Here is a 21696-nt window from a genome sequence, read left to right as displayed (position 1 = left end):
TACACAGAATTCCTTCGTGAATTTTTCCGGGTTTAGCCGGGAAGATGAATCAAAGGAAGGATAGAGGAGGTACAGTTTGTGAAGATTATCGATGCCCATATTCATTTGGACCAGTATAAGAATCAGACCATTGAAAGGATTATCAACGACGCTGAGGCCGAAATCGCAGTTTCGACAAATCTGGAATCATCGAAAAGGACGGCCAGGCTCTCAAAAAATTACAAACAGATCAAACCAGCTTTCGGATATCACCCAGAACAATCCCTCCCCTCTGAGCGGGAGTTAGCACAGCTTATTTCCTGGATAAAAACGAATGGCAGGGAGGATGCTGCGATTGGCGAAGTAGGTTTGCCTTTTTATTTGAGTAAAAAAAATCAGCTGCATCAGCCTATCGGTCAATATATAGAAGTTTTGGAAGCTTTTATCATGACAGCGAAAGAACTTGATCAGCCAATCGTCCTCCACGCTGTCTACGACGACGCATCTATTGTATGTGATTTATTGGAAAAAAATTCAGTAAGGAAGGCACATTTTCACTGGTTCAAGGGGAGTAAGGCTGTTGCAGCGAGGCTCATCCGGAATGGGTATAATATTTCAATTACCCCTGATATTTTATATGAGGAGGAAATACGGCAGCTCGCTGAGACTTTTCCAATAACCTCCATCATGGCCGAGACTGATGGACCTTGGCCTTTCAATGATCCCTTTAAAGGAAAACTCACCAGACCGAACATGATACATGCAGTCATAAATGAGATTGCCAATATTAAGCACCTGAATCGTAACGAAGTTTATGTACAGATTTTCGTCAATACACGAAAATTTTATTTTAGCAGCCAATGATTAAATCATGATGGACACTAATTGAATTGGCGAAGTATTTCAAAAATAATATTCTTTATAACGCGTTTGAAGGGATGAGCTTTTGTTTTTTTTCGCTTAATATCAGTTTTTTTCAGTTTTATTCAATTCAAGGTTGATTAAATAGAACTATATTGCTATATTAATAGAGACAATTTGATAATAACCTTATCATTCCGATGGGGTAGAGGTGCAGTATTTAAGAGTAGGCTGTGTGAGAATGACAACGAAGACCACAGCTGAAAGGGAAGACTGCCGAAGCCATTAGAGCCTGTCCAGGCCTGCATGGCTGGGGTTACTTTGAATAAGAGTAACACTGTCATTATGAAGGAAACCTTTATAATGAGGAGCTACAGATCGTGATGGAGAAACTAGTTGCCAACAAGAGCAGCGATAGATTTTTCTCTATCGTTGCTCTTTTTTGTTTTCATATTAATGGCCATGGGAAAATCTGGCCAAAATGAACCTAGTTTAGCTCCGTTCATGGGAAGTTCCCCCCCTCAAAAAACAGGAGGAGGACATAGGAATGGAAAATACAATTTATTCATTAATACCGCCATTGCTGGCAATGGTCATGGTCATTGCAACAAGGAAGGTGCTGCTGTCACTTGGGGCTGGAATCCTGGCTTCAGCATTTATGCTTGCAGACTTTAATATTGGAAAAACAGCCTCCCTGGTTTGGGATGCTGTAAAAGGAATCTTTGTTTCAGAGGGTGCATTGAACACATCAAGTGTCTATATCATCCTGTTTCTGCTGATGCTTGGAGCCATCACCGCCTTCATTTCTATCACTGGCGGAAGCAGGGCATTTGGCGAATGGGCTATGAAACGTGTAAAAACAAGCGTAGGTGCACAGGTTGTCGGTGCTGTATTAGGAATCCTTATCTTTATTGATGATTATTTTAATGCGCTTGCGGTGGGACAGGTAACTCGTCCGATCACGGACAGACAAAAGGTTTCAAGGGCTAAGCTTGCCTATATTATTGACTCAACCTCTGCACCTGTTTGCGTCATTTCACCTGTCTCAAGCTGGGGAGCGTACATCATCGTCATGATCGGGACCATCCTCGGGTCCCATGGCGTCACGCAATACAGTGCCTTTTCAGCTTTTATGCAGATGGTGCCGATGAATTTCTATGTATGGTCAGCTCTGGTCATGGTGTTTATCGTTGCATTCAGAAATTTTAATATCGGTCCAATGAAAATCCATGAGGAGAGAGCAAAAAAAGAAGGATTAATGTATGATCCGGAAAAGCCTATTCCAGGCGAATTAAAAGATGATCTGCCTACCAGCAGCAAAGGGAAAATCGGGGATCTTATTTGGCCAATCGTAGCTCTGTTTGTTGGTACAATCGGTGCCATGATGTGGACGGGATATCAGGCAGTGGATGGCAATGCAACAATATTAAAAGTTTTTGAGAACACCGATGTTACTAAGTCTCTTGTATTAGGCGGCTTGCTGGGCCTGATTGTTTCAGTAGCAATGTTCATAAGACAGGCTTTTTTCCTTCGCGGTGTAAAAGGCAGTATATTTGGCAAAGGCTTGCTCGCAGGGGTTAAATCCATGATGCCAGCGATTTATATCCTGCTATTCGCATGGACGATCGGGGATTTAATTGGCAGGCTGGAAACGGGGACCTATTTAGCAGGCGTTGTTCAAAACTCCAACCTGAATGTGTCGTATCTCCCGTTAATCCTGTTTATAATCGCAGGATTCATGGCTTTCTCAACTGGCACTTCCTGGGGTTCATTTGGAATCCTTTTGCCGATTGCTGGAGAAATGGCTGCAGCAACGGATATCTCTCTAATCCTTCCTGCTATGGCAGCCGTACTGGCAGGGGCTGTATTTGGAGACCATTGTTCACCGATTTCGGATACAACCATCCTTTCGTCAACAGGCGCTGGATCTAACCATATCGACCATGTCATGACCCAGCTTCCATACGCACTGATTTGTGCAGCTATATCAATTGTAGGCTATTTAATCATCGGATTAACAAGCAGCACCTTGCTTGCAATGGCAGCGGTAGTGATCCTATTAATTGTAATTGTGCTTGTGTCCGGGAGGAATCAGAGTAATATAAAGAGTCTTGAAGAGAAGACAATACAGTAATTATGAAAACAGTAAAAGCCAAGCCGAGCACATTTGCTCGGCTTTTTTTATGCAGATTATAAGCCTTTCTTACACCTGGCCTGAAACAGGAGAGTCAGCGTGCTTTATGGTTAATTTCTCTTGGCTTATAATTAACGGCTTCAGAAGAATACAGCATCACGGACATCTTGCCGGATCTTGCCTTTGCCCGGATAAGGACAGGCTGATTGTAATTATTTTTAAAAGTAAAATCGGGTCCATACCAGCTGACCGTTGCATCCCGGCCTGGAGGTACATAGGGTACGCGTTTGCTGTGGGAATAACGTTTCATAATATGCATGCCTGAACGGTCCGCAGCATTGAACAATGTGGAGGATACCTGGCAAATTCCGCCTCCAATCCCTTCGGAAAGTTCCCCTCGCACAATAATTGGCGCCGGCAGATACCCCTTTGCCTTCGATCTTATTCCTACGGTCTTATTGAAAGAAAATGTCTCCCCGGGAAAAATGACTTTATTATTTATAGCTTCGGCAGCAAGGGTGATATTATGGGACCGTTGCTCGTTTGCACTGTTAAAGAAGGTTACATAGTGCCCGATTGACTTCGTCTTAATGCTGGACAAAAGTTCACTGTCCACCCTGGGATGCAGAGTCCTCACTGGGAGGTCAATAGCAGCAGGGCCATTTCCATAGAAAAAGGAATAAAACCTTTCTCTGAATGCCTCTTTATTTAAATCGACTCCTGGGCGTTCCGGAATAATGCGGCCGTGTTCATCTAAGACGGCATCCAGGGGATCTTTTCGGACTTGATCAGATACCTGTTTGGTTAGCTGGTCCAGCTTAACAGAATCGATCATGGGGAGACTCTGCAGGGAGTGGGAAAAATCTGACCGATTCACCTTTATAATTGCATCATCTTCATGATACATGGTTAAACTCTCCGCTTCAGGAGCCTGCTGGATAAACAGGATAATGGCAAATATCCATGTTAATTTCATTCTGCTCACCTCCCGTTTAGTATGAGACAGATCTATTTTTTAATGTGAGGAAATTGACAGGATAATGCAAGTGGAAATAAGATAGAAAATTTAAAAAAGGACTATCTTTTTGGAAAATCATACCTTATAATCTAACTGTATTAAGATTAGTAATACACTTAGTACAATTAGTACACCTAGTACAGATTGGGGGTCGCTATGTTTGAGCTTGATTTAAGAAGCCGGAAGCCCATATATGAACAGCTTGTCGACAAACTAAAGGAACTTATCATAAATGAAATCCTTAAGCCTGATGAGCAGCTGCCGTCGGTTCGGACGCTGGCACAGGAGCTGACAATAAATCCAAACACGATTCAGAAGGCCTATCGTGAACTTGAAACCCAGGGCTTTATCTATTCTCAACAAGGTAAAGGCAGCTTTGTTAATCCAAACAATGAATCCAGGGATGCAGGAAAAGTCAACAGTATTAAAACAGAGCTCGAAAAATTGATTCTGGAGGCGCTGTACCTTGGTGTAAAGGCTGAGGAATTAATACAATTGATAGAAAATTTGAACGCTTCAAAAGGGGGAGGCGACAGCAATGATTGAAATCATAAATGTAAGTAAAACATTCGATACTTATATGGCAGTTAAAAATATCAGCCTAACTATTCAAAAAGGGTCGATCTATGGGCTGATCGGTTCAAATGGTGCTGGAAAAACTACACTGATTAAGCTTTTGGCAGGGATTTACCTTCAGGAACAAGGGACGGTTTCAATCGACAAAGAACCAGTTTTTGAAAATTTGAACCTGAAAGAAAAAGTATTTTATCTCCCTGATCAGCCTTATTTTCTTCCGCAATACACAACTAGGCAAATGGGCAGCTTCTACAGGAGCTTTTATCCAAATTGGAATGAAGAACGATTCAAGCAATTGGCTGAATGGTTCGAGCTTGATTTACATAAAAAAATCCACTCTTTTTCCAAAGGGTGGCAAAGGCAGGCGGCTTTCATTCTGGCTCTTTCAGCAAAGCCGGAAACGCTGATTCTTGACGAACCAATGGATGGGCTGGATCCAGTTGTAAGAAAAAAGGTCAAAAATCTGCTGATTCAGGATGTTGCAGACAGAGAGATGACCATTCTCATCTCATCCCATAACCTAAGAGAGATTGAAGATCTTTGTGATCACATTGGAATTATCCATAAAGGAGAAATTCTTCTAGAAAAAGAACTGGATGAGCTTAAGGCGGATATACACAAAATACAAGTCGCCTACAAAGAAGGAATGCCGAATCATTTAGTAAAAAGCTTAGACATCCTCCATACAGAAAAAAGAGGGAGTGTGACCCTTTTGATTGTCAGAGGAAACGAGGATGGTATTGCTGAACAAATCAGGAAGACGAGGCCAGTCATCTTTGATATACTGCCGCTCACCCTAGAAGAAATTTTTATTTATGAAATGGGGGATATCGGCTATGCCATCAAAAACATCATTGTTTAATAAGGAACTTATCCTGGATATTTTACGGAGCACCGGCTGGATTTCCATTGTCTATTTCCTTGGGCTCACTTTCGCTCTTCCAATAAGGATGCTGATGATGTATACAGATGATAATAATATGCATCATCTTGTGCCAGTAAGGAATCTCTTTGAATATGATTATGCGATCCAGCTGGGCTTGCTGATGGTCGTTCCTATCCTCCTCGCTGTATTCATGTTTCGCTATTTGCAAGTAAAACCAGCTGCCGATTTCATGCATAGCCTTCCGGTAAGAAGAGAGAAAATTTTTCACCATTATGCCTTAGCGGGGATGGTCGGACTCATATTGCCAGTAGCCATCATTGCTGCAAGTGTATTTTTCCTGCATGGGGCCCTGTCCCTCGATCGTTATTTTGGTTCAGAGGATATCGTGTACTGGGCTGCTGCCACTGTCCTGCTAAGTCTCCTATTATTCACGGCTGGAGTATTTGTCGGGATGATGACCGGAATATCCGCCGTACAGGCTGTTTTGACTTATATTTTTCTCGTTTTTCCGGCAGGCATCACGTTGATGGTCTTTTACAACCTTAAGATTTTGCTCTTTGGATTTCCAAGTGATTATTACATGACAATCAATCTGGAAAAGCTGTCTCCGCTGACGACTGCTGCGCTGCTTAATGAAAGGATCCTTCAAGGATGGGAACTTCTTCTCTTTGCAGCTTTGACTGTATTGCTTTACTGTATGTCACTGTATCTTTATAAAAGAAGAAAAATAGAAAGTTCCACCGAAGCGATTGCCTTCCCAAAACTTCGATTCCTTTTTAAGTATGGGGTAACCTTCTGTACCATGCTTGTCGGGGGGATGTATTTTGGCGAGGTACAAAATAACAGTATCGGCTGGATTGTGTTTGGGTATGTCATAGGGGCGATTTTAGGTTATCTAGCTGCCGAGATGGTCCTGCAAAAATCCTGGAGAGTTTTGGGAAAGGTTAAAGGCTTGGCTGTCTATGGAGTAGCGGTAGCCATTCTACTAACCATTGTACAGATGCTGGGAATCTATGAAAATAATGTTCCAGGGCAGGAAGAAGTTAAGAGTGTTATTTTGGCAGACACACCGCATATTTACCCTCGCCCAGAGAACTATGGCTTTAATTACTCACCTGCCCCTATTAAAGGTGAAGATAACATAGAAGCCGTCCGCAAACTTCATGAGCAAATTGTATCAGATAAAAAAGTCGACCAGTTTGCCGGCGGAGAAGAACCAGTCGAAACGGCCTTCTTCCTGTATGAACTGAAAAACGGTGACAAAGTGATCCGGCAATATCGTATTAATAGGCTGCTTTATGAAGACTTTTACAAATCGATTCATGAAAGTGAAGAGTACAGGCGGGCATCTAATGAAATTTTTAACATTAGTCCTGAAGAGGTTAATCATTTGACGATTACATCAAATGGTCCTTCCAATCACTTTGTTACAATCAATATGCCGCAAGAGATAAAGGAAATCATTGCGGCAATCCAGTCAGACATCCTTCAGGAATCCTATGCTGACAGCCGATACTTTGGGTATTATCAGCCATCTATTGAGGTGGTTATTCAGAAGGATCATTTTATCCAGCTTAATTTAAATCCTTCGTATAAAAAACTGAATAAATGGCTGGAGGATAAAGGCCTTATTGAAAAGGTAAAAGTGATGCCGGAAGAGGTATCATATGTTCAGATTGGAAAATACGAAAAAGAAAAACATGATTCATTTGAAGTAAATGTTGAACAAATCGCTCACGATTTTGAAAAACATGCGGATGTCCTGAAGGTAACGGACAAGAAGCAAATTAATGAGATACTCAATACAGCTGGTATGGGAGATAAACATCAATATGTGGCGGTCCTACATTTTGAGGGAAGAGTCTATCCAGAATTGCTTTACTTTGATGAGGAGCATACACCTGATTTTATCAAAAAGGCTATTAAATAGTAGGATCCGTCAGCTTGGTTAATCAGGCTGACGGACTTACAATATGAGAAAAGGGGATGGAGCCATGGTCAATGAAGACTTTGACCAGATGTATACCAAGTACTCCGGGCGTATATGGTACATAGCTTATTCTTTTATAAAAGACTGGCATAAAGCCGAGGATGTTGTTCAGGAAGCTTTTATCAAAGCCTATAAAAAAGTCGCCAGCATTGAAGATACAGAGAAAATGGATGCCTGGCTAGCGCAGATTACATCCAGGACCGCTATCGATTACCTAAGGGCAGAAAATCGAAGCAAGATGTTACCAACTGACTTGTGGGTTTTTGATCATTCCGGATTTCATTCAAAAATCGAGCTGTCAACCGAAGCGGAGGTTGAGATTCTGCTGTTCAAGGAAGACATAAATAAAACGGTTCATCATTTATCCAATGAGTACCGTGAAGTGCTTGTCCTGAGGCTGCAATACGGACTAAAAGAAAACGAAATTGCCGAAAGGCTCCGCTTGAAGTCATCGACTGTTAAAACAAGACTCCACAGAGCTAGAAAGAAGTTGAAGGAAGCGATTTCCATAACGTACCCTGCGTAATTAATAGCAGGAAGAAAGGGTGCTGCTGCACTCTTTTTCTGCTATGTTTAAAGATAGGGTTAAGTTTAAGGAGGGGAATTTACATGGAAATAAGGCCAGCAGCCAAGGAAGATGCAAATGGAATTGCAAAGGTCCATGTTGAGAGCTGGAAAACAACTTACAAAGACTTGTTGAGTTCAGAGTATCTTGCTAATCTAAGCCTAGAATCGCGCAACGAAATGTGGGAGAAAATTCTGGAAGAAGAAAGTTCAGTCTCCTTTCACGGTGTGGCAGTGGACGAAGAAGGGAAAATTATTGGATTCATCAGTGGTGGAGGGGACAGATCCGGGGACCCTTATATAAAAGGTGAACTATATGCCATCTATATTTTGGAGAGCTGTCAAAGGCAAGGGCTCGGCCAAAAGCTGTTATTGCTGCTGGTAGAACATTTGCAAGGGCTTGGGATCCATAATATGCTCGTTTGGGTGTTAAAGGATAATCCTGCAAGGCAATTTTACGAATCTCTGGGTGCTAGCTTCTATAAAGAGGAAGAAATTGAAATAGCTGGCAGCAGTCTTATTGAGCTGGGGTTATTATGGGACGACCTTACTCTATTGAGGGAAAAACTATTGTCTAAAAGGTAGGGCTTATTTAATTCTTGCATATCATCCTGCCGATTAGGAAAAAATACCCTTAACTATTTTAACTGAAGGGGGGATTTTCCTTGAAGCAGGCAATCTCTATGTTCTTTATACTTTTGTTTCTTGCCCCAGTGCATACAGCTGCAGAAGATCCCGCTGGTTTATATGAAACAGTCAAGGAATATCTGCCCCCGGAGGCCGAACTGATTAAACCGAATGAACCTAAAAAGGCAAGCTCGATCCAGTCATACGATTTTGACAAGGATGGCATCGATGAAATCGTCGTTACCTTCAGGATAAAAGATACATTAAAAACTTTGAATATCATGTTGCTGAAGCAAGAAAATAATAGCTGGAGAGCTGTCTGGGAAAAAGCAGGCGAGGGTTTTGACTTTGAGTATTCAGGGTTTGAAGACATTACTGGGGATGGAACAAAGGAGTATGTTGCGTCCTGGGGCATAGGTGCTTCCGCCGGGAGCCGGTTGGAGATTTTTCAATGGCAGAATGGATCCTTTAACCAGATCGGCCGTTCGCTTTTCTATCATGAGATGGAGCTGATACAGGAAGGGCAGGGAACTTCCCTGGCTATATGGGAGCGCTATTGCTGTGATGCGTTTATTGTTGATGTCTTAAAGTGGGATGGGAAAGAACTGGTCCCCGATGAAATGACATATTCGAAATATTATCAAAAAGTTGAAGACTTTTATGAGGCAAAACTAAAGGAAATGGACGCCTGGTATTACTGGTTTGTTTTAGCAGACGCACAGCTTAAGGCCGGCCTGCTGGAAAAAGCGGAGGCGTCCATCAAGAAAGGATATTCATTTGGACTTGCGGAAGAGAAGTTCAATTCTTTGCGGAAACAGCTTGAAGAACAGAAAGCTGCCCTCCTGAAGTAAGACTTCGCAACTACTTTGATTTAACACTGTAATGAAAAGTGTTGGGGACTATTAGCAGCCTAAATAATACACGGGATACTGCTGCAATTTGGACATTGGATAAGTCAACCTAAAGTCCATTTTAATAGTTTTAACGGATGCTTGTTCCATTAAATCCTTTTGCCAAGCACGTTGAGTATGAACACAGCACTCCAAACCAGCCTGACAATTTTATAAAAAAAGCAAATCTTTCTTCATTTCTAAATTGGTTTGCTTTTTCATTTCCGAAGGATTTGATTGCAAATGTAATCGCCTATGGTTTTTCCTCATCATAAGATATTAGCTCATTTACAAAACCTCGAGTTGGCACACCATTCGTGAACCATGCCTGAAATGAGCAAACCGGCGTGATTTGTTCGACATATTCGTTATTTCCCTTATGAGTAAGCCTACGTACATTTTTTTCATCTGCAGATTAATTTTACTCAAATTGCCAAGCTTCATCTTGAATTCTATACAGCCTTCTTTTTTCTCGATGTTCTGGGGTTTCTGTTACTTCCACTCCAAAATGAAGAAGTGATTCTCTTTTTTTGCCAGGAGTATTAGATCAGGGTAAAGAATCCTCTCCATTCATCGTAAAAGTATTTCCACACTTTTCTTTAATTCCTTCGTCGTTTCGTGCCCATACTCGTCACCTTTCAGCTAAAAGCGCAATGAGCAAAAGATAGCTGCTTCCTTTATTAAACACCGTCCCGATTTTATCCACTTTGTAATAGAAGGTACATCGATACATGAGGCAGGGGTGAAAAGTCTGATTTATTATGAAAAATCTAGTTTCTTGGTAAAATGGTATTATGACAGAAACTGCCTTATGGAGGTAAAAATAGTCTTTATAAAAGCTTCATACTGACCTAAAGGGAGACAAGGCAAAAAGCAGGGGCGTTATGGAGAATCTCATATGCCCGTAATCAAGGAGGAAGAGGGCAAAGGGTCATCATAAAAGGTTTATAACGCCAAAACCAGCCTCATAGAGTAGTTAAAGAACCCTCGTAGTTACTTATGGTAGGAAGGCAAGAAGCGGCTCGTTATAAAAAATCCTATAACAACCGTCATCTCTGGAGAAAGAGATATGATCATGAAAAAGAATGCAACAAATATTAAATTTTTTTAAAAATATAAGACCAAGAAACATAGGAGAACCGCTATGGAAGACGAAATTCTGGCTATATCGATGAACACTATAATCGCATCGGGACTTCACCGAGGAAGGAGGTCCACAAGTCAGGATATTGGCATGAAACCTTTCATTGCTGGCTTGTTGGCAGGGAAAAACAAAAGAACTACCTCTACTTCCAGCTCCGCAGCAAGACGAAGAAGGACTTTCCTGATTTGCTCAATATCACTGCGGCTGGTCATCTTCTGCACAATGAAAACATTTCAGACGGAATTAGAGAGATAAGAGAAGAACTTGGAATCTCCGTCTGTTTTGACGATCTACATAGGCTTGGTGTTTTTCCATATTCCATTAGGCATGAGGACATAATCGACAGAGAGTATGCTAATGTATTCCTATATGAACACTGCTTTACTCATAAGGATTTTTTGCTGCAGGGAGAAGAGGTTTCTGGACTGTACAAGATCGAACTGGAAAGCTTTGCGGAGCTTATATCCGGATGCAAAACCGAGATTCTCGCTGAGGAATTTGTGTCCGCCAGTGAGGACCGAGTTCCTTCCAATATAATAAGTGCAAGATTAAAACACTTTGTACCACATGAACCAGCCTACTATAAAATGGTTATAGCAGAAGTAAGAAAAAAAATGGCTGCAGGATTAAAAATCTGAAACTTTCCCGAACTGTACACGTACATACGTAGAGGTTTTAAATATTCACACACTAGAGAAGGGTAACAATCGACATGTCTATTCTTTCAATACTAGCAGGTATATTTTTCATCCTGCTTTATGCCGCGATTTGCTTTTATGTAGGATATAATGGCTGGGTCTGGCTGAAAACGACTCGTATGAAGGTTAATAAATGGTTTTATATTGGTTTGCTGGTGATGCTGTCAGCTTCCATCATCCTTGGTCAATTTATTACCTTCCAGCCATTGAAGATTGTGGGCGGCTTTTGGATGGTGGTTATCGGATACAGTCTTTTCCTCATCCCGATCGCCAACCTCCTGGTTTATTTTTTTAAGAAAAAGGGCTTATTTTGGATTGGCCTTTCAATTGTGCTGTTTTTTTCCTTCGTATTTATTTATGGGTCCTATAATGCCTGGAATCCTGTTATTAGGTCCTATGATATTTATCTTAATAAACAAGAGGAAAGCAAGGATTTGAAGATTTTAATGGTGTCTGACATACACCTTGGGCAAATAGTAGGCGTGAAGCACCTTGAGCGTCTCGTTGACAAAGTAGAAGAGGTGAATCCTGATATTGTGCTGATTCCAGGCGATATCATTGATGATCATATCGAGCCTTTCATAAAGGAGGACATGGGAAAAGTCCTTGAGAAAATAAATGCACCTCTTGGTGTATATGCAATTCCGGGTAACCATGACTATTATGGCAATGACCTTAATAAAATGGTGGTTGAGGTTGAAAAGGCTGGAATTGATGTACTAATGGATGAAACGGTCCTGATTAATGATGGTTTCTATCTTATTGGCAGAAAGGATTTGACAGATGACCACCGGAAAAAGGTTAGTGACCTTACCAGGAATCTGGACCAAAGCAAACCTGTCATCATGATGGATCATCAGCCGTACGATTTGGATATTGCCGAAAAAAATGGAGTGGATTTGCTATTATCTGGCCATACCCATAGAGGGCAGCTTTCACCTGCACATTTAATAACAGACAGGATTTATGAGAATGACTGGGGCTACCTGCAGAAAAAGAATCTCCATTCACTGGTTTCATCCGGCTTTGGCACCTGGGGCCCTCCGCTTCGGCTGGGGAGCAGATCAGAAGTAATGGTTATAAATTTAAAATTCGGGACCCGCTAAAGGTCCATTATGAAAAGGCACCACCAGCTTTTCGTTGTTTTAAAAGAAAAACAGTAACCTTTGGGCTGGCCGATTGTTACATGTGGAGGATGAAGATGGACTTTAAGGGTGCTCAAGTATATGAAGATGATGATTTTTTCAGGGGTTTTTTGAACCGCAGGAACAGGGAGGAAAGTCCTAATAATGTACTGGAAAAGCCTGTAATCATGGAACTGTCAGGGAGTGTGGAAAATAAGGCTATACTGGATCTTGGCTGTGGCGACGGGCGGTTTGGCATGGATTTAATTCAAAGAGGCTGCCTTTTATATGAAGGAGTGGATGGTTCTAAAAATATGGTAGAGGAGGCTAAGCGGCATTTAACAAATACAGCCAGCCTGATTCATCACTCAACATTGGAAGATTGGGATCCTCCAGTGGAAAAATATGACCTCGTCTTTTCGAGGATGGTCCTTCATTATCTGGAAGATATTGAGCCGATTATAAGGAAGGTTTATCTTTCTCTTAATACAAATGGGGTGTTTATTTTAAGTATACAGCACCCTGTATTGACGTCCTGCATGGCAAGTGCTGATCAGGGAGGGAACCGGACTGATTGGATTGTAGATCATTATTTTCATACTGGCATTCGGTCAGAACCCTGGATTGGCAAAAAAGTAGTCAAATATCACCGAACGATTGAAGATTACTTTCAATGCCTGTCTCAAACTGGTTTTAGGATAGACGCTTTAAGGGAATGTGCTCCCTCCCCCGAATACTTTGCATCAAAAGGGGAATATGAGAGACGGAGGAGAATCCCGCTGTTTTTAGTCTTTTGCTGCTCTAAACCGCTCTAAACCACTCATAAAAAGAGTCAGCTTAGATGAATAGGCTGCCTATTTCTGGCTATTTCTGTGTTTTAGGCAACCCACTCGAATAACGATGTTTAAAAGATAAAAAAATAGGGAATATTGAGGAAATTTGAAAATTACACAGGGATTTAGGGCGGGTATGTTGAATAAAGTAGTAGCAGCCGTATTTGATGACACTCCAATGATATAAGGAAGAAGGTAGGAATTAAAATGAGTGAAAGGTTTTTTGCTGACTACAAAAAATTTATCATCATCCCTGAAGAGGAACACAAGGTTGGTAAAAAGGCCTTTGACCCTGGTGATTATGCCTCTCACTATATCCTTACGCTGTCTATCTTTGATGCAGTTATTTCGGAATGGAGACAAGCAGCCAAGCATGATATTGATGTTAAACAAAGCGTTCATAATGTACTCACCGAGTTCAATTTGAAGCATTATAGCAACTTTCACCTTCAATTGCTGGAATTGGATATGGATAAGTCCTATTTTGTCCTCGCCCTTTCCTCCCGCAAGCAAATAGAAGCTGAGGCAGCACAAACCCGAGTGAGCGACATTGTTGAAAAAATGATTACAAACCCGTTTTATATTGGTCAATCCTGGTACAAGCTTACCAGTGAACGAGGAAGGGTTGAACGCAAACTTTTCAGCTTTTCATATAAAGAGTATACATATGAATTCAAAGATGAGAAGAGTGACCTGTAGATTGCTTTGTAATCCTTATTCTTTTATGATTTCTTTGATAGAAATAGAGAATATCATTCTTCCGAAAACATACAATCTTCTTAGATACGAAAGTGTTGGGACAGATGGGGAGATGAACATATGGAATTTGAGAGGCAGAAAGTGAATTTATTGGCGAAAAGCATTCAGGGATTCGTCAAGTTTGTTAATAGAAGCTACAAGGGCCAATTCCATCATATCTCAAATCCGGAAAAATTGTACAGGCTTAAGCTGATTGTTGAAGAATATAATTTTAGTGGAATTGGCAGTGAGCTTGCAAGGGTTAACAAGCATGTCTGGGATGGAAGGGCTACTGGTATGCTGCTGGATCGGTTTAAATCAGCCCTTGGTACAGTTGCTGAGTACATAGAAAACAATGAGAATGATTTATTTATCTTCACTGCGAGAGTTTATACAATAAAATCATTAATGTCCTCTTTGAGGGAATAACTGATTGGCCAAATTGGATGCTGACAAGTCAGCATCTTTTATTTTTTCGATTTTAGGATTCAATCTGAATCCTGCCCTTTTCGGTACCAAGTATTCCAGGAACCTGCCAAATTCTTTGGTTAAATTTCTGTGCTTTTTTCATACTAATTATACATTGTTAACTCTTAGATGTTTAAAGTAATTTGATTGGTGTAAAAGGATATCAGGCTGAAGGGCCCTGAAAAGGAATGCTCGAGGGAGAAAAGGGAGGATCAATTGATGTCCATGAATGAACAAGTTCCGTATGATAAAAGTCTAGACAACAGCCTAGCTTTGATGCAGGAAGGCTATCAGTTTATTGGGAATAGGGTGGAACGGTATCAGTCTGATCTCTTTGAGGCCCGGCTGCTGGGCCAGAGGGTTATCTGCATGAGAGGGAAGGAAGCGGCAGAACTTTTTTATGATTCTGAGCGGTTTCAGCGTAACGGAGCGGCCCCTAAGAGAATACAAAAAACCCTTTTTGGCGAGAATGCCATCCAGACAATGGATGGGGATCCTCATATACACCGCAAGCTTCTCTTTATGTCTTTGATGACACCGCCGCAGCAGAAGGTGCTAGCAAATCTTGTGATGGATTTGTGGCACCACTCCTTCAGGGATATAGCAATGAATAATGAAATCGTCCTTTTTGAGGAGGCAAAAAAGGTCCTTTGCACAGCCGCCTGTAAGTGGGCCGGGGTTCCACTGAATGAATTAGAAGCAGAGGAGCGTGCAGATGATTTTTACTCGATGGTAGACGCATTTGGTGCCATTGGTCCTAGGCATTGGAAAGGGCGAAGAGCGAGGCCTAAAACGGAAGAGTGGATTCAGGGAATCATAGAAGACGTCAGGTCGGGAAGACTTGAGACTGCAAAAGGTTCAGCTATCCATGAGATGGCCTTTCATAAGGAGCTTGATGGAAAGGAACTCGACGCCAGGATGGCAGCGGTCGAACTGATCAATGTGTTGAGGCCTATTGTAGCAATCGCCACTTTTATTACCTTTGCTGCATTGGCAATTCATGAGAATAAAGGATGTAAAGAGAAGCTTCAGAGTGGTGACAGGAAATATCTCGAGATGTTTGTCCAGGAAGTAAGGCGATTCTATCCATTTGGGCCCTTTTTAGGTGCAAGGGTTCGAAATGATTTTATCTGGAACCAGGCAGAATTTGAAGAAGGTATGCTGGTGCTTTTGGATATATACGGGACAAACCATGATCCAACGATATGGGAAAAACCGGATGAGTTTAGACCTGAGCGTTTCCTGGACTGGCAAGGAGATTTATTTGAACTTATACCGCAGGGCGGCGGTGACCCGGCGAAGGGACACCGCTGTCCAGGTGAGGGGATAACCATTGAAGTTATGAAGACCAGCGTTGAATTCCTGGTTAATAACCTTGAGTATGAAGTCCCTGGACAAAACCTGACCTATAGTCTTGTCAGGATGCCGACCCTCCCGGAGAGCGGATTTATTATGAAATCTATCACTTTAAAATAAGGTTAAATTTGCAAGGAAAGCTGCCTGTTAGGAAAATCAGGCAGTTTTTTTTGTCGGCCTATATTTTTCTATCCCGGAAAATCCACCAAATGAGCAAGCTGGAGGCGATGAATATAGTTTCCAGCGTGAGAATGTACCAAGGGTGGGGGCCTAGAAAATCCAGTAGGCTGGCAGTCTTGGGTTTATGGCTTAAAAACATATAATTGCCGCCCACAAGCTCGTTTAGCAGCATGACAAAGGGGACTAGCAAATTTAAAAAAATAACTGCCTTTTTAACAGAGGACCAAGTAGGGCGGATCCCTTTTACCCACATATAATAAAGGACAGCCCAGATCATCAGCATATGTGTCCAGAAAAAATGGAAAAAGCGAAAATGAGGAAAATCATAATAAAGGACAGGGGTAGCCAAAGCCTGGGATGCTCCTAATATGGCTGTGAAAAATAACAGCTCGAATAGAAGTTTCCTCCCGGTCAGGAGCAGCAGGATGGTCAGGAAGAGAGAGATATTGCATAACTCTGCCGGAATGGAATGTCGTAGTTTCCACAGTCCATTCATATAAAGCCAGGAATGGTAGCCAGCCTCCCAAATGATTAAGGATATCGCCAAACCTATCTCCAGCTTTCTCAAACTCAGCCTCTTTAACGTTTCCTGATACTTAAAAATAGCAAACGATACGGCAAAAAAAATGCCTAACATAGCAAAATGACTCGAAGAAAACATTTCAAAGCCATAACCGAGATTAGTACCGCCGAACCATTTCATGAAATCCCCCCATAACTGCATTTTACCACTTTTAATAAAACCTTCCATTTTTTAATATTTTTCTTGATACTTTGGCAATTTACAGGTATATGTTCATTAGGACAGCCTTGCCGAAATTCCATGGGAGATAAGAAAAGTTGTTTATTTCTTTAAGATAAGCCTGGTCAAACATGGAAGTATATCTTTGGGGAGTAATTGACAGGAGGAAGCATATGTTTCCATAGGTGTTTTTTAAGGGTGTCTTGAATTAATCAATTCAATAAATTTAGCTTTAAAAAACTAGTTCTGAATCAAAGAAAAGGAGGAATGATGAAGGGATAGCGGACTACCTGTATTTATTAGAATATTCACAATATATTTACTTTAATTTATTTTGTAATCGCTTTCATTGTCTTGAGGTTGGGGTATACAGTCAACGATCCATATTTCTCTAATGTTCAACTGCCCTTGAACATAGGGGTATTCCTTGTTAGTGTTATAGATACAGGCTGAAACAAAAACAAAACAGCCAAATTTATAGCGTAAAAAATTAAAAAGGGAGAGATTGGGTGCAGGTAGAAATATTTATTTCGTTAGGTGTTTATTTAGTTGCGATGTTGCTGGTTGGTTATTATTCTTTTAGGAAAACTTCGAATTTAAATGATTATATGCTAGGCGGGCGCGGACTTGGACCGGCCGTAACGGCTTTATCGGCCGGGGCTTCCGATATGAGTGGCTGGATGCTGATGGGACTGCCGGGAGCCATGTTTGCGACTGGTATCTCGAGCCTATGGCTTTCTGTTGGATTAATGATTGGTGCGTATTTAAATTATTTAATTTTGGCTCCCCGTTTACGTACGTATACGGAGGTGGCAAATGATTCAATTACCATCCCGGACTTTTTGGAAAACCGGTTTGAAGATCGTTCAAAGGTGATACGTTCAGTATCAGCCATTGTTATTTTTATTTTCTTTACCTTATACACGTCTTCAGGACTTGTTGCAGGCGGTCGATTATTTGAGTCTTCTTTCGGCGCTGACTATAAGACCGGATTATTTATTACAGCAGGTGTTGTCGTTGCCTATACATTATTTGGTGGCTTCCTCGCTGTAAGCTTGACCGACTTCATTCAGGGTGTAATCATGTTTACTGCTCTTGTGCTGGTTCCGCTGGTTGCCTTTACTGATTTGGGCGGGATGAGCAACGCGATGGATGAAATCCGAAGTGTAGACCCTTCATTGCTCAATTTCTTTAAAGGAACATCCTTTCTTGGAATTGTCTCTCTGCTGGCTTGGGGTCTTGGATATTTTGGCCAGCCACACATCATTGTCCGCTTTATGGCGATCGACAGTGTAAAACAATTAAAAACAGCGCGCAGGATCGGCATGGGCTGGATGGGAGTCTCCATCATCGGTGCAATGCTGACAGGCCTGGTCGGAGTTGCCTATCATTCAGTAAATGGGAAAACATTAAAAGATCCAGAAACGATTTTTATTTTCTTCTCTGATGTACTTTTCCATCCGTATATTACTGGATTCTTGCTGGCTGCTATCCTGGCTGCAATAATGAGTACAATATCTTCACAATTATTGGTTACATCCAGTTCACTGACAGAGGATTTTTACAAAACCTTCTTTAGACGAAATGCAACCGATAAAGAATTAGTTCTGGTAGGGCGGCTTGCGGTTCTGACTGTAGCTCTGATTGGAATTGCTTTATCCCTATATCCAAACGACACCATTCTTGGGCTAGTCGGCTACGCTTGGGCAGGTTTTGGTTCTGCATTTGGACCAGTAATCCTTCTCAGCCTTTATTGGAAACGAATGACTAAATGGGGCGCGCTGGCAGGAATGGTCATAGGGGCTGCGACAGTTCTTGTTTGGGCAAATATCCCTGCTTTAAGTGAAATGATGTATGAAATGATTCCAGGATTTTTCCTAAGTCTGCTTGCTGTCATTCTTGTAAGCTTATTTACGAAAAAACCTGAAAAGGCAGTCCGAACGAAGTTTGATGAAATGAAAATAGCTTTAGTTAGTGAAGCATAATCGCACTGAGGAAGCCGGCTGATATCAGCCGGCTTTTCTTTATGTGCCTCATTATATTTTACTAATTTTTCCGTTTATGGGGAAAAGTAATTCCATGAAGAGGGATTAGCTTTTGAATGATAACCAAACTGAATCGTTAGGAAGCAGGAAAATTTCCTTAAAAATGGGATGGGATGCAAATGAAAATCTCCAGAAGAAAAAATACAAAAACCAGCGACCTCCATACGGATAAAACGGAACAGCAAATTGAATCAGAACTTGATCAAAACATTAAGGTACTCAAGGAATTGTTTAAGGATTGTTCTGATATTGTTTTTCGATCTTTTAAAGCAGGGGAAAACAAGGCTTACATCATCTTCGTCGATGGATTGATTGATACCAAGAGCATTCAGTTTCATGTTCTGGAAGCTCTTGAAGAAATAGAACAAGAATTACATAGTGCCAAAAGTGTTAAAGAAAAAATGCTTTCTGCAGGTACCGTTACGGAAACAGAAAAGCTGGATGAATTAGTAAAACAAGTACTTTCAGGAAATACCGGATTAATGATCGATGGTCTTGAAACAGCATTGGTGATCGATGCAAAGGGAGGATCGAGGCGCAGTGTCGCAGAACCTGAGACGGAAACAGCAATCCGCGGGTCGCGGGAAGGATTTACTGAAAGCCTTCGTGTAAATACCTCGTTAGTCCGCCATAAAATCCGGTCAAACCGACTAAAAATTATCGCAAAAACGGTGGGAGAAGAGACCCAGACCAATATCGCCATTTTATATATCGATGGTTTATGTGCCCCGGAGCTTCTTAAAGAAGTCGAAAAGAGGATCGATCGAATTAAAATCGACGGCATCCTTGAAAGCGGGTACATCGAGGAGCTAATAGAGGATAATTCGTGGAGCCTTTTTCCCCAGATTCAGAATACCGAGCGGCCGGACACAGTTGCAGCGAACCTGCTTGAAGGAAGAGTTGCGGTCATTGTCGACGGCACGCCATTTTCTTTGGTATTGCCGGCAACCTTTTGGCAGTTCCTCCAGGCAAGTGAGGATTATTATCACAGGTTCCATATCTCCATTTTCCTGCGGGTGCTAAGAGTCCTTTTTATTTTTCTGGCATTGGAGCTTCCGGCCATTTACGTGGCCGTTACTACCTACCATCAGGAAATGATCCCGACAAACCTGCTGTTCAGTGTGGCAGCGAGCCGGGAGGCCATCCCGTTTCCTGCTTTTGTAGAAGCGCTCATTATGGAGATTTCCTTTGAAGCATTAAGAGAAGCCGGAATCAGGCTGCCAAAGCTTGTTGGCCAGGCAGTCAGTATTCTTGGGGCATTGGTAATTGGGCAAGCGGCTGTTGAGGCAGGCATCGTTTCTGCTCCCATGGTCATAATTGTTTCGATGACAGGAATCGCTTCTTTTACGATTCCACGGTTCAATATGGCAATTTCCATCAGGCTGCTGCGTTTTCCGATTATGATACTTGCAGGGATGTTCGGGCTTTATGGGATTGTTCTGGGTTCTTTGGTCATTCTTACCCACCTATGCAAATTAAGATCCTTTGGAGTGCCATACTTTTCTCCGCTGGGTCCTTTGCAATTCAGGGAATTAAAGGATGTATTCATCCGGGCTCCATGGTGGGCCCTTGATAAACGGCCGACTCAGACCATCCAGCATGATATTACCAGGCAGAAAACACACTCAAAGCCGAGAACACCAAATGAAATCTAAAATAGAGAGCTGGAAGGAGGGAGGACGTGAAAAACCGAACACTCTTGCTGTTTATATGGACATTGCTTTCGTCCATTTTATTAACAGCTTGCTGGGACCGTAGGGAAATTAATGATTTAGCCTTTGTTATTGCAACTGGTGTTGACACAGAAAAGGAAGGCAAGTACAGAACAGCTGTACAGGTGCCGCTGCCCAGTGCCATGGGAGGGTCAGGCTCAAGCGGTGGCGGAGGAGGAACCGGTGGCGAAGGCCCATACTATGTCGACTCGGGAACTGGGAAGAATATTCGCGACAGCAATATGAACCTGCAGAACCGAATGTCAAGAAGCCTATATTTTGCTCACAGGAGGGTTGTTGTGATTGGAGAAGATCTTGCTGAAAAGGGGATGGAAGGAGCCATCAATGTCATTTTAATTCAGCCCCAATCAAGATTATCCACCTTTCTGCTTATAAGCAAGGGCGATGCCAGCGAAATTTTGAGTACACAATCCAAGCTCGAACAGCTGCCTGGAGAAGCGATAAGGGAAATGGCCAAAAACGGGATCGGAATGACTGTAAAAGACGTCCTGCAGGATTTGGAGCGTCCTGGAAAAGAACCAATTATTCCAGTGATTGAAAAAGCCAAAATTGAAATAAAAGGGAAGGCGACAGAGGAAATGGAAATGAGCTCTTTCGCCATTTTAAAAGGGGATAAGGTTATTTTCACGACGAATTCTAAAGAATCCCGAGCTGTTCTCTGGCTGCTTGACAGTATGCGCGGAAAGAGCGTTACCTTTCCCTATGGAGATGAAGGGGAACTGAACATTAAAATTATCCAAAGCAAGCTTAATCGACAATTCAGCATCGTCCGAGGGAAGCCCAGGTTTACACTTACGGTGAAAGCAACTGGCACATTAATGGAAAATGAACCCAATGTCAGTCTGGAGGATCCGAAGGTGTATACCAAAGCTCTTGCCAGTTTTGAAAAGGAAATTAAATCCGAAATCAGTGCCTTGCTGGATCATTCACACTCTGAAGGCAGCGATATTGCAGGTTTTGGCTGGTACCTTTATAAAAATCACAATAAACGCTGGGAGAGAGAGTGGAAAAAGGACTGGGGCAACAGCCTCAAGGATATGGAAGTGAAGGTTACGGTTGATGGAGAAATTCAAAGATTGACGAACACAGGGCTCAAATTTAAGGAGTAGC

At 41.9% G+C, this 21696-nt stretch carries 19 protein-coding genes and 1 riboswitch; of the genes, 17 read left to right on the top strand and 2 right to left on the bottom strand.

Annotated features, from left to right (window positions below; translation table 11 throughout):
• Positions 1-78 precede the first annotated feature (78 nt).
• Positions 79-843: a TatD family hydrolase gene (locus tag EV146_RS03745; protein ID WP_132002037.1), complete on the top strand. Its 765-nt coding sequence runs from the start codon at positions 79-81 to the stop codon at positions 841-843.
• A 195-nt stretch (positions 844-1038) separates the two neighbouring features.
• Positions 1039-1222: riboswitch (Lysine riboswitch) on the top strand.
• 165 nt (positions 1223-1387) lie between these two features.
• The gene (locus tag EV146_RS03740; protein ID WP_132002034.1) at positions 1388-2974 is read left to right on the top strand and encodes a Na+/H+ antiporter NhaC family protein; all 1587 of its coding nucleotides are present in this window, start codon (positions 1388-1390) and stop codon (positions 2972-2974) included.
• Positions 2975-3068: 94 nt separating this feature from the next.
• On the opposite strand, the gene EV146_RS03735 is transcribed toward EV146_RS03740, so the two are convergent.
• Positions 3069-3950, bottom strand: coding sequence for a VanW family protein (locus EV146_RS03735; RefSeq protein WP_132002031.1), 882 nt, complete (start codon positions 3948-3950; stop codon positions 3069-3071).
• Positions 3951-4148: 198 nt separating this feature from the next.
• Here EV146_RS03735 and EV146_RS03730 point away from each other — a divergent pair, with 198 nt between their 5' ends.
• The 12 genes from EV146_RS03730 (at position 4149) to EV146_RS03675 (ending at position 16006) form a co-directional block, all read left to right on the top strand.
• Positions 4149-4538, top strand: coding sequence for a GntR family transcriptional regulator (locus EV146_RS03730; protein ID WP_132002028.1), 390 nt, complete (start codon positions 4149-4151; stop codon positions 4536-4538).
• Positions 4531-5430 (top strand): ABC transporter ATP-binding protein, encoded by a 900-nt coding sequence (locus EV146_RS03725; RefSeq protein WP_132002025.1) that lies wholly within the window; start codon positions 4531-4533, stop codon positions 5428-5430. The genes EV146_RS03730 and EV146_RS03725 overlap by 8 nt, the downstream gene beginning before the upstream one ends.
• Positions 5405-7384 carry a DUF6449 domain-containing protein gene (locus EV146_RS03720; protein ID WP_132002022.1) on the top strand — a complete coding sequence of 660 codons (1980 nt, stop codon included), beginning with the start codon at positions 5405-5407 and terminating at the stop codon, positions 7382-7384. The genes EV146_RS03725 and EV146_RS03720 overlap by 26 nt, the downstream gene beginning before the upstream one ends.
• A gap of 64 nt (positions 7385-7448) precedes the next feature.
• Positions 7449-7970, top strand: a complete 522-nt coding sequence (locus tag EV146_RS03715) for an RNA polymerase sigma factor (protein ID WP_158286988.1) — start codon at positions 7449-7451, stop codon at positions 7968-7970.
• A gap of 83 nt (positions 7971-8053) precedes the next feature.
• Complete coding sequence (locus EV146_RS03710) at positions 8054-8593, top strand: GNAT family N-acetyltransferase (protein WP_132002016.1); 540 nt, start codon at positions 8054-8056, stop codon at positions 8591-8593.
• Between the two features lie 80 nt (positions 8594-8673).
• Positions 8674-9486 (top strand): hypothetical protein, encoded by an 813-nt coding sequence (locus EV146_RS03705; protein WP_132002013.1) that lies wholly within the window; start codon positions 8674-8676, stop codon positions 9484-9486.
• Positions 9487-10854: 1368 nt separating this feature from the next.
• A complete protein-coding gene (locus EV146_RS03700; protein ID WP_479684628.1) occupies positions 10855-11307 on the top strand; it encodes an NUDIX hydrolase in 453 nt (150 codons plus the stop codon).
• Between the two features lie 74 nt (positions 11308-11381).
• On the top strand, positions 11382-12473 hold the full coding sequence (locus EV146_RS03695; protein ID WP_132002010.1) for a metallophosphoesterase: 1092 nt from the start codon (positions 11382-11384) through the stop codon (positions 12471-12473).
• A gap of 95 nt (positions 12474-12568) precedes the next feature.
• Positions 12569-13306 (top strand): class I SAM-dependent DNA methyltransferase, encoded by a 738-nt coding sequence (locus EV146_RS03690; protein WP_132002007.1) that lies wholly within the window; start codon positions 12569-12571, stop codon positions 13304-13306.
• A gap of 225 nt (positions 13307-13531) precedes the next feature.
• Positions 13532-14023: a hypothetical protein gene (locus EV146_RS03685; RefSeq protein ID WP_132002004.1), complete on the top strand. Its 492-nt coding sequence runs from the start codon at positions 13532-13534 to the stop codon at positions 14021-14023.
• A 120-nt stretch (positions 14024-14143) separates the two neighbouring features.
• On the top strand, positions 14144-14491 hold the full coding sequence (locus EV146_RS03680) for a hypothetical protein (protein ID WP_132002001.1): 348 nt from the start codon (positions 14144-14146) through the stop codon (positions 14489-14491).
• Positions 14492-14755: 264 nt separating this feature from the next.
• Positions 14756-16006: a CYP152 family fatty-acid peroxygenase CypC gene (locus EV146_RS03675; protein WP_158287003.1), complete on the top strand. Its 1251-nt coding sequence runs from the start codon at positions 14756-14758 to the stop codon at positions 16004-16006.
• A 58-nt stretch (positions 16007-16064) separates the two neighbouring features.
• Here EV146_RS03675 and EV146_RS03670 read toward each other — a convergent pair whose 3' ends face one another.
• Positions 16065-16769 carry a YwaF family protein gene (locus EV146_RS03670; RefSeq protein ID WP_132001995.1) on the bottom strand — a complete coding sequence of 235 codons (705 nt, stop codon included), beginning with the start codon at positions 16767-16769 and terminating at the stop codon, positions 16065-16067.
• A 548-nt stretch (positions 16770-17317) separates the two neighbouring features.
• Here EV146_RS03670 and putP point away from each other — a divergent pair.
• The 3 genes from putP to EV146_RS03655 all read left to right on the top strand — a co-directional run bounded on the left by putP (position 17318) and on the right by EV146_RS03655 (position 21695).
• Positions 17318-18793, top strand: coding sequence for a sodium/proline symporter PutP (gene putP, locus EV146_RS03665; protein ID WP_132001992.1), 1476 nt, complete (start codon positions 17318-17320; stop codon positions 18791-18793).
• Between the two features lie 173 nt (positions 18794-18966).
• Complete coding sequence (locus tag EV146_RS03660; RefSeq protein ID WP_373566045.1) at positions 18967-20508, top strand: spore germination protein; 1542 nt, start codon at positions 18967-18969, stop codon at positions 20506-20508.
• Between the two features lie 26 nt (positions 20509-20534).
• Positions 20535-21695 (top strand): Ger(x)C family spore germination protein, encoded by a 1161-nt coding sequence (locus tag EV146_RS03655; protein WP_132001986.1) that lies wholly within the window; start codon positions 20535-20537, stop codon positions 21693-21695.
• Position 21696: the final 1 nt, after the last annotated feature.

Origin of the sequence: Mesobacillus foraminis (assembly GCF_004340465.1) — a bacterium.
GTDB lineage: Bacteria > Bacillota > Bacilli > Bacillales > Cytobacillaceae > Mesobacillus_B > Mesobacillus_B foraminis.
Note: the sequence above shows the minus strand (reverse complement) of the source record. Positions and strands in the feature narration are given on the sequence as shown.

What these genes read in the sequence shown, in the direction of transcription:
- EV146_RS03740 (WP_132002034.1), top strand. Translation starts at nt 1,388, where the DNA reads ATGGAAAATACAATTTATTCATTAATACCGCCATTGCTGGCAATGGTC.
- EV146_RS03735 (WP_132002031.1), bottom strand. Translation starts at nt 3,950, where the DNA reads ATGAAATTAACATGGATATTTGCCATTATCCTGTTTATCCAGCAGGCT.
- EV146_RS03730 (WP_132002028.1), top strand. Translation starts at nt 4,149, where the DNA reads ATGTTTGAGCTTGATTTAAGAAGCCGGAAGCCCATATATGAACAGCTT.
- EV146_RS03725 (WP_132002025.1), top strand. Translation starts at nt 4,531, where the DNA reads ATGATTGAAATCATAAATGTAAGTAAAACATTCGATACTTATATGGCA.
- EV146_RS03720 (WP_132002022.1), top strand. Translation starts at nt 5,405, where the DNA reads ATGCCATCAAAAACATCATTGTTTAATAAGGAACTTATCCTGGATATT.
- EV146_RS03715 (WP_158286988.1), top strand. Translation starts at nt 7,449, where the DNA reads ATGGTCAATGAAGACTTTGACCAGATGTATACCAAGTACTCCGGGCGT.
- EV146_RS03710 (WP_132002016.1), top strand. Translation starts at nt 8,054, where the DNA reads ATGGAAATAAGGCCAGCAGCCAAGGAAGATGCAAATGGAATTGCAAAG.
- EV146_RS03695 (WP_132002010.1), top strand. Translation starts at nt 11,382, where the DNA reads ATGTCTATTCTTTCAATACTAGCAGGTATATTTTTCATCCTGCTTTAT.
- EV146_RS03690 (WP_132002007.1), top strand. Translation starts at nt 12,569, where the DNA reads ATGGACTTTAAGGGTGCTCAAGTATATGAAGATGATGATTTTTTCAGG.
- EV146_RS03685 (WP_132002004.1), top strand. Translation starts at nt 13,532, where the DNA reads ATGAGTGAAAGGTTTTTTGCTGACTACAAAAAATTTATCATCATCCCT.
- EV146_RS03680 (WP_132002001.1), top strand. Translation starts at nt 14,144, where the DNA reads ATGGAATTTGAGAGGCAGAAAGTGAATTTATTGGCGAAAAGCATTCAG.
- EV146_RS03675 (WP_158287003.1), top strand. Translation starts at nt 14,756, where the DNA reads ATGAATGAACAAGTTCCGTATGATAAAAGTCTAGACAACAGCCTAGCT.
- EV146_RS03670 (WP_132001995.1), bottom strand. Translation starts at nt 16,769, where the DNA reads ATGAAATGGTTCGGCGGTACTAATCTCGGTTATGGCTTTGAAATGTTT.
- EV146_RS03660 (WP_373566045.1), top strand. Translation starts at nt 18,967, where the DNA reads ATGCAAATGAAAATCTCCAGAAGAAAAAATACAAAAACCAGCGACCTC.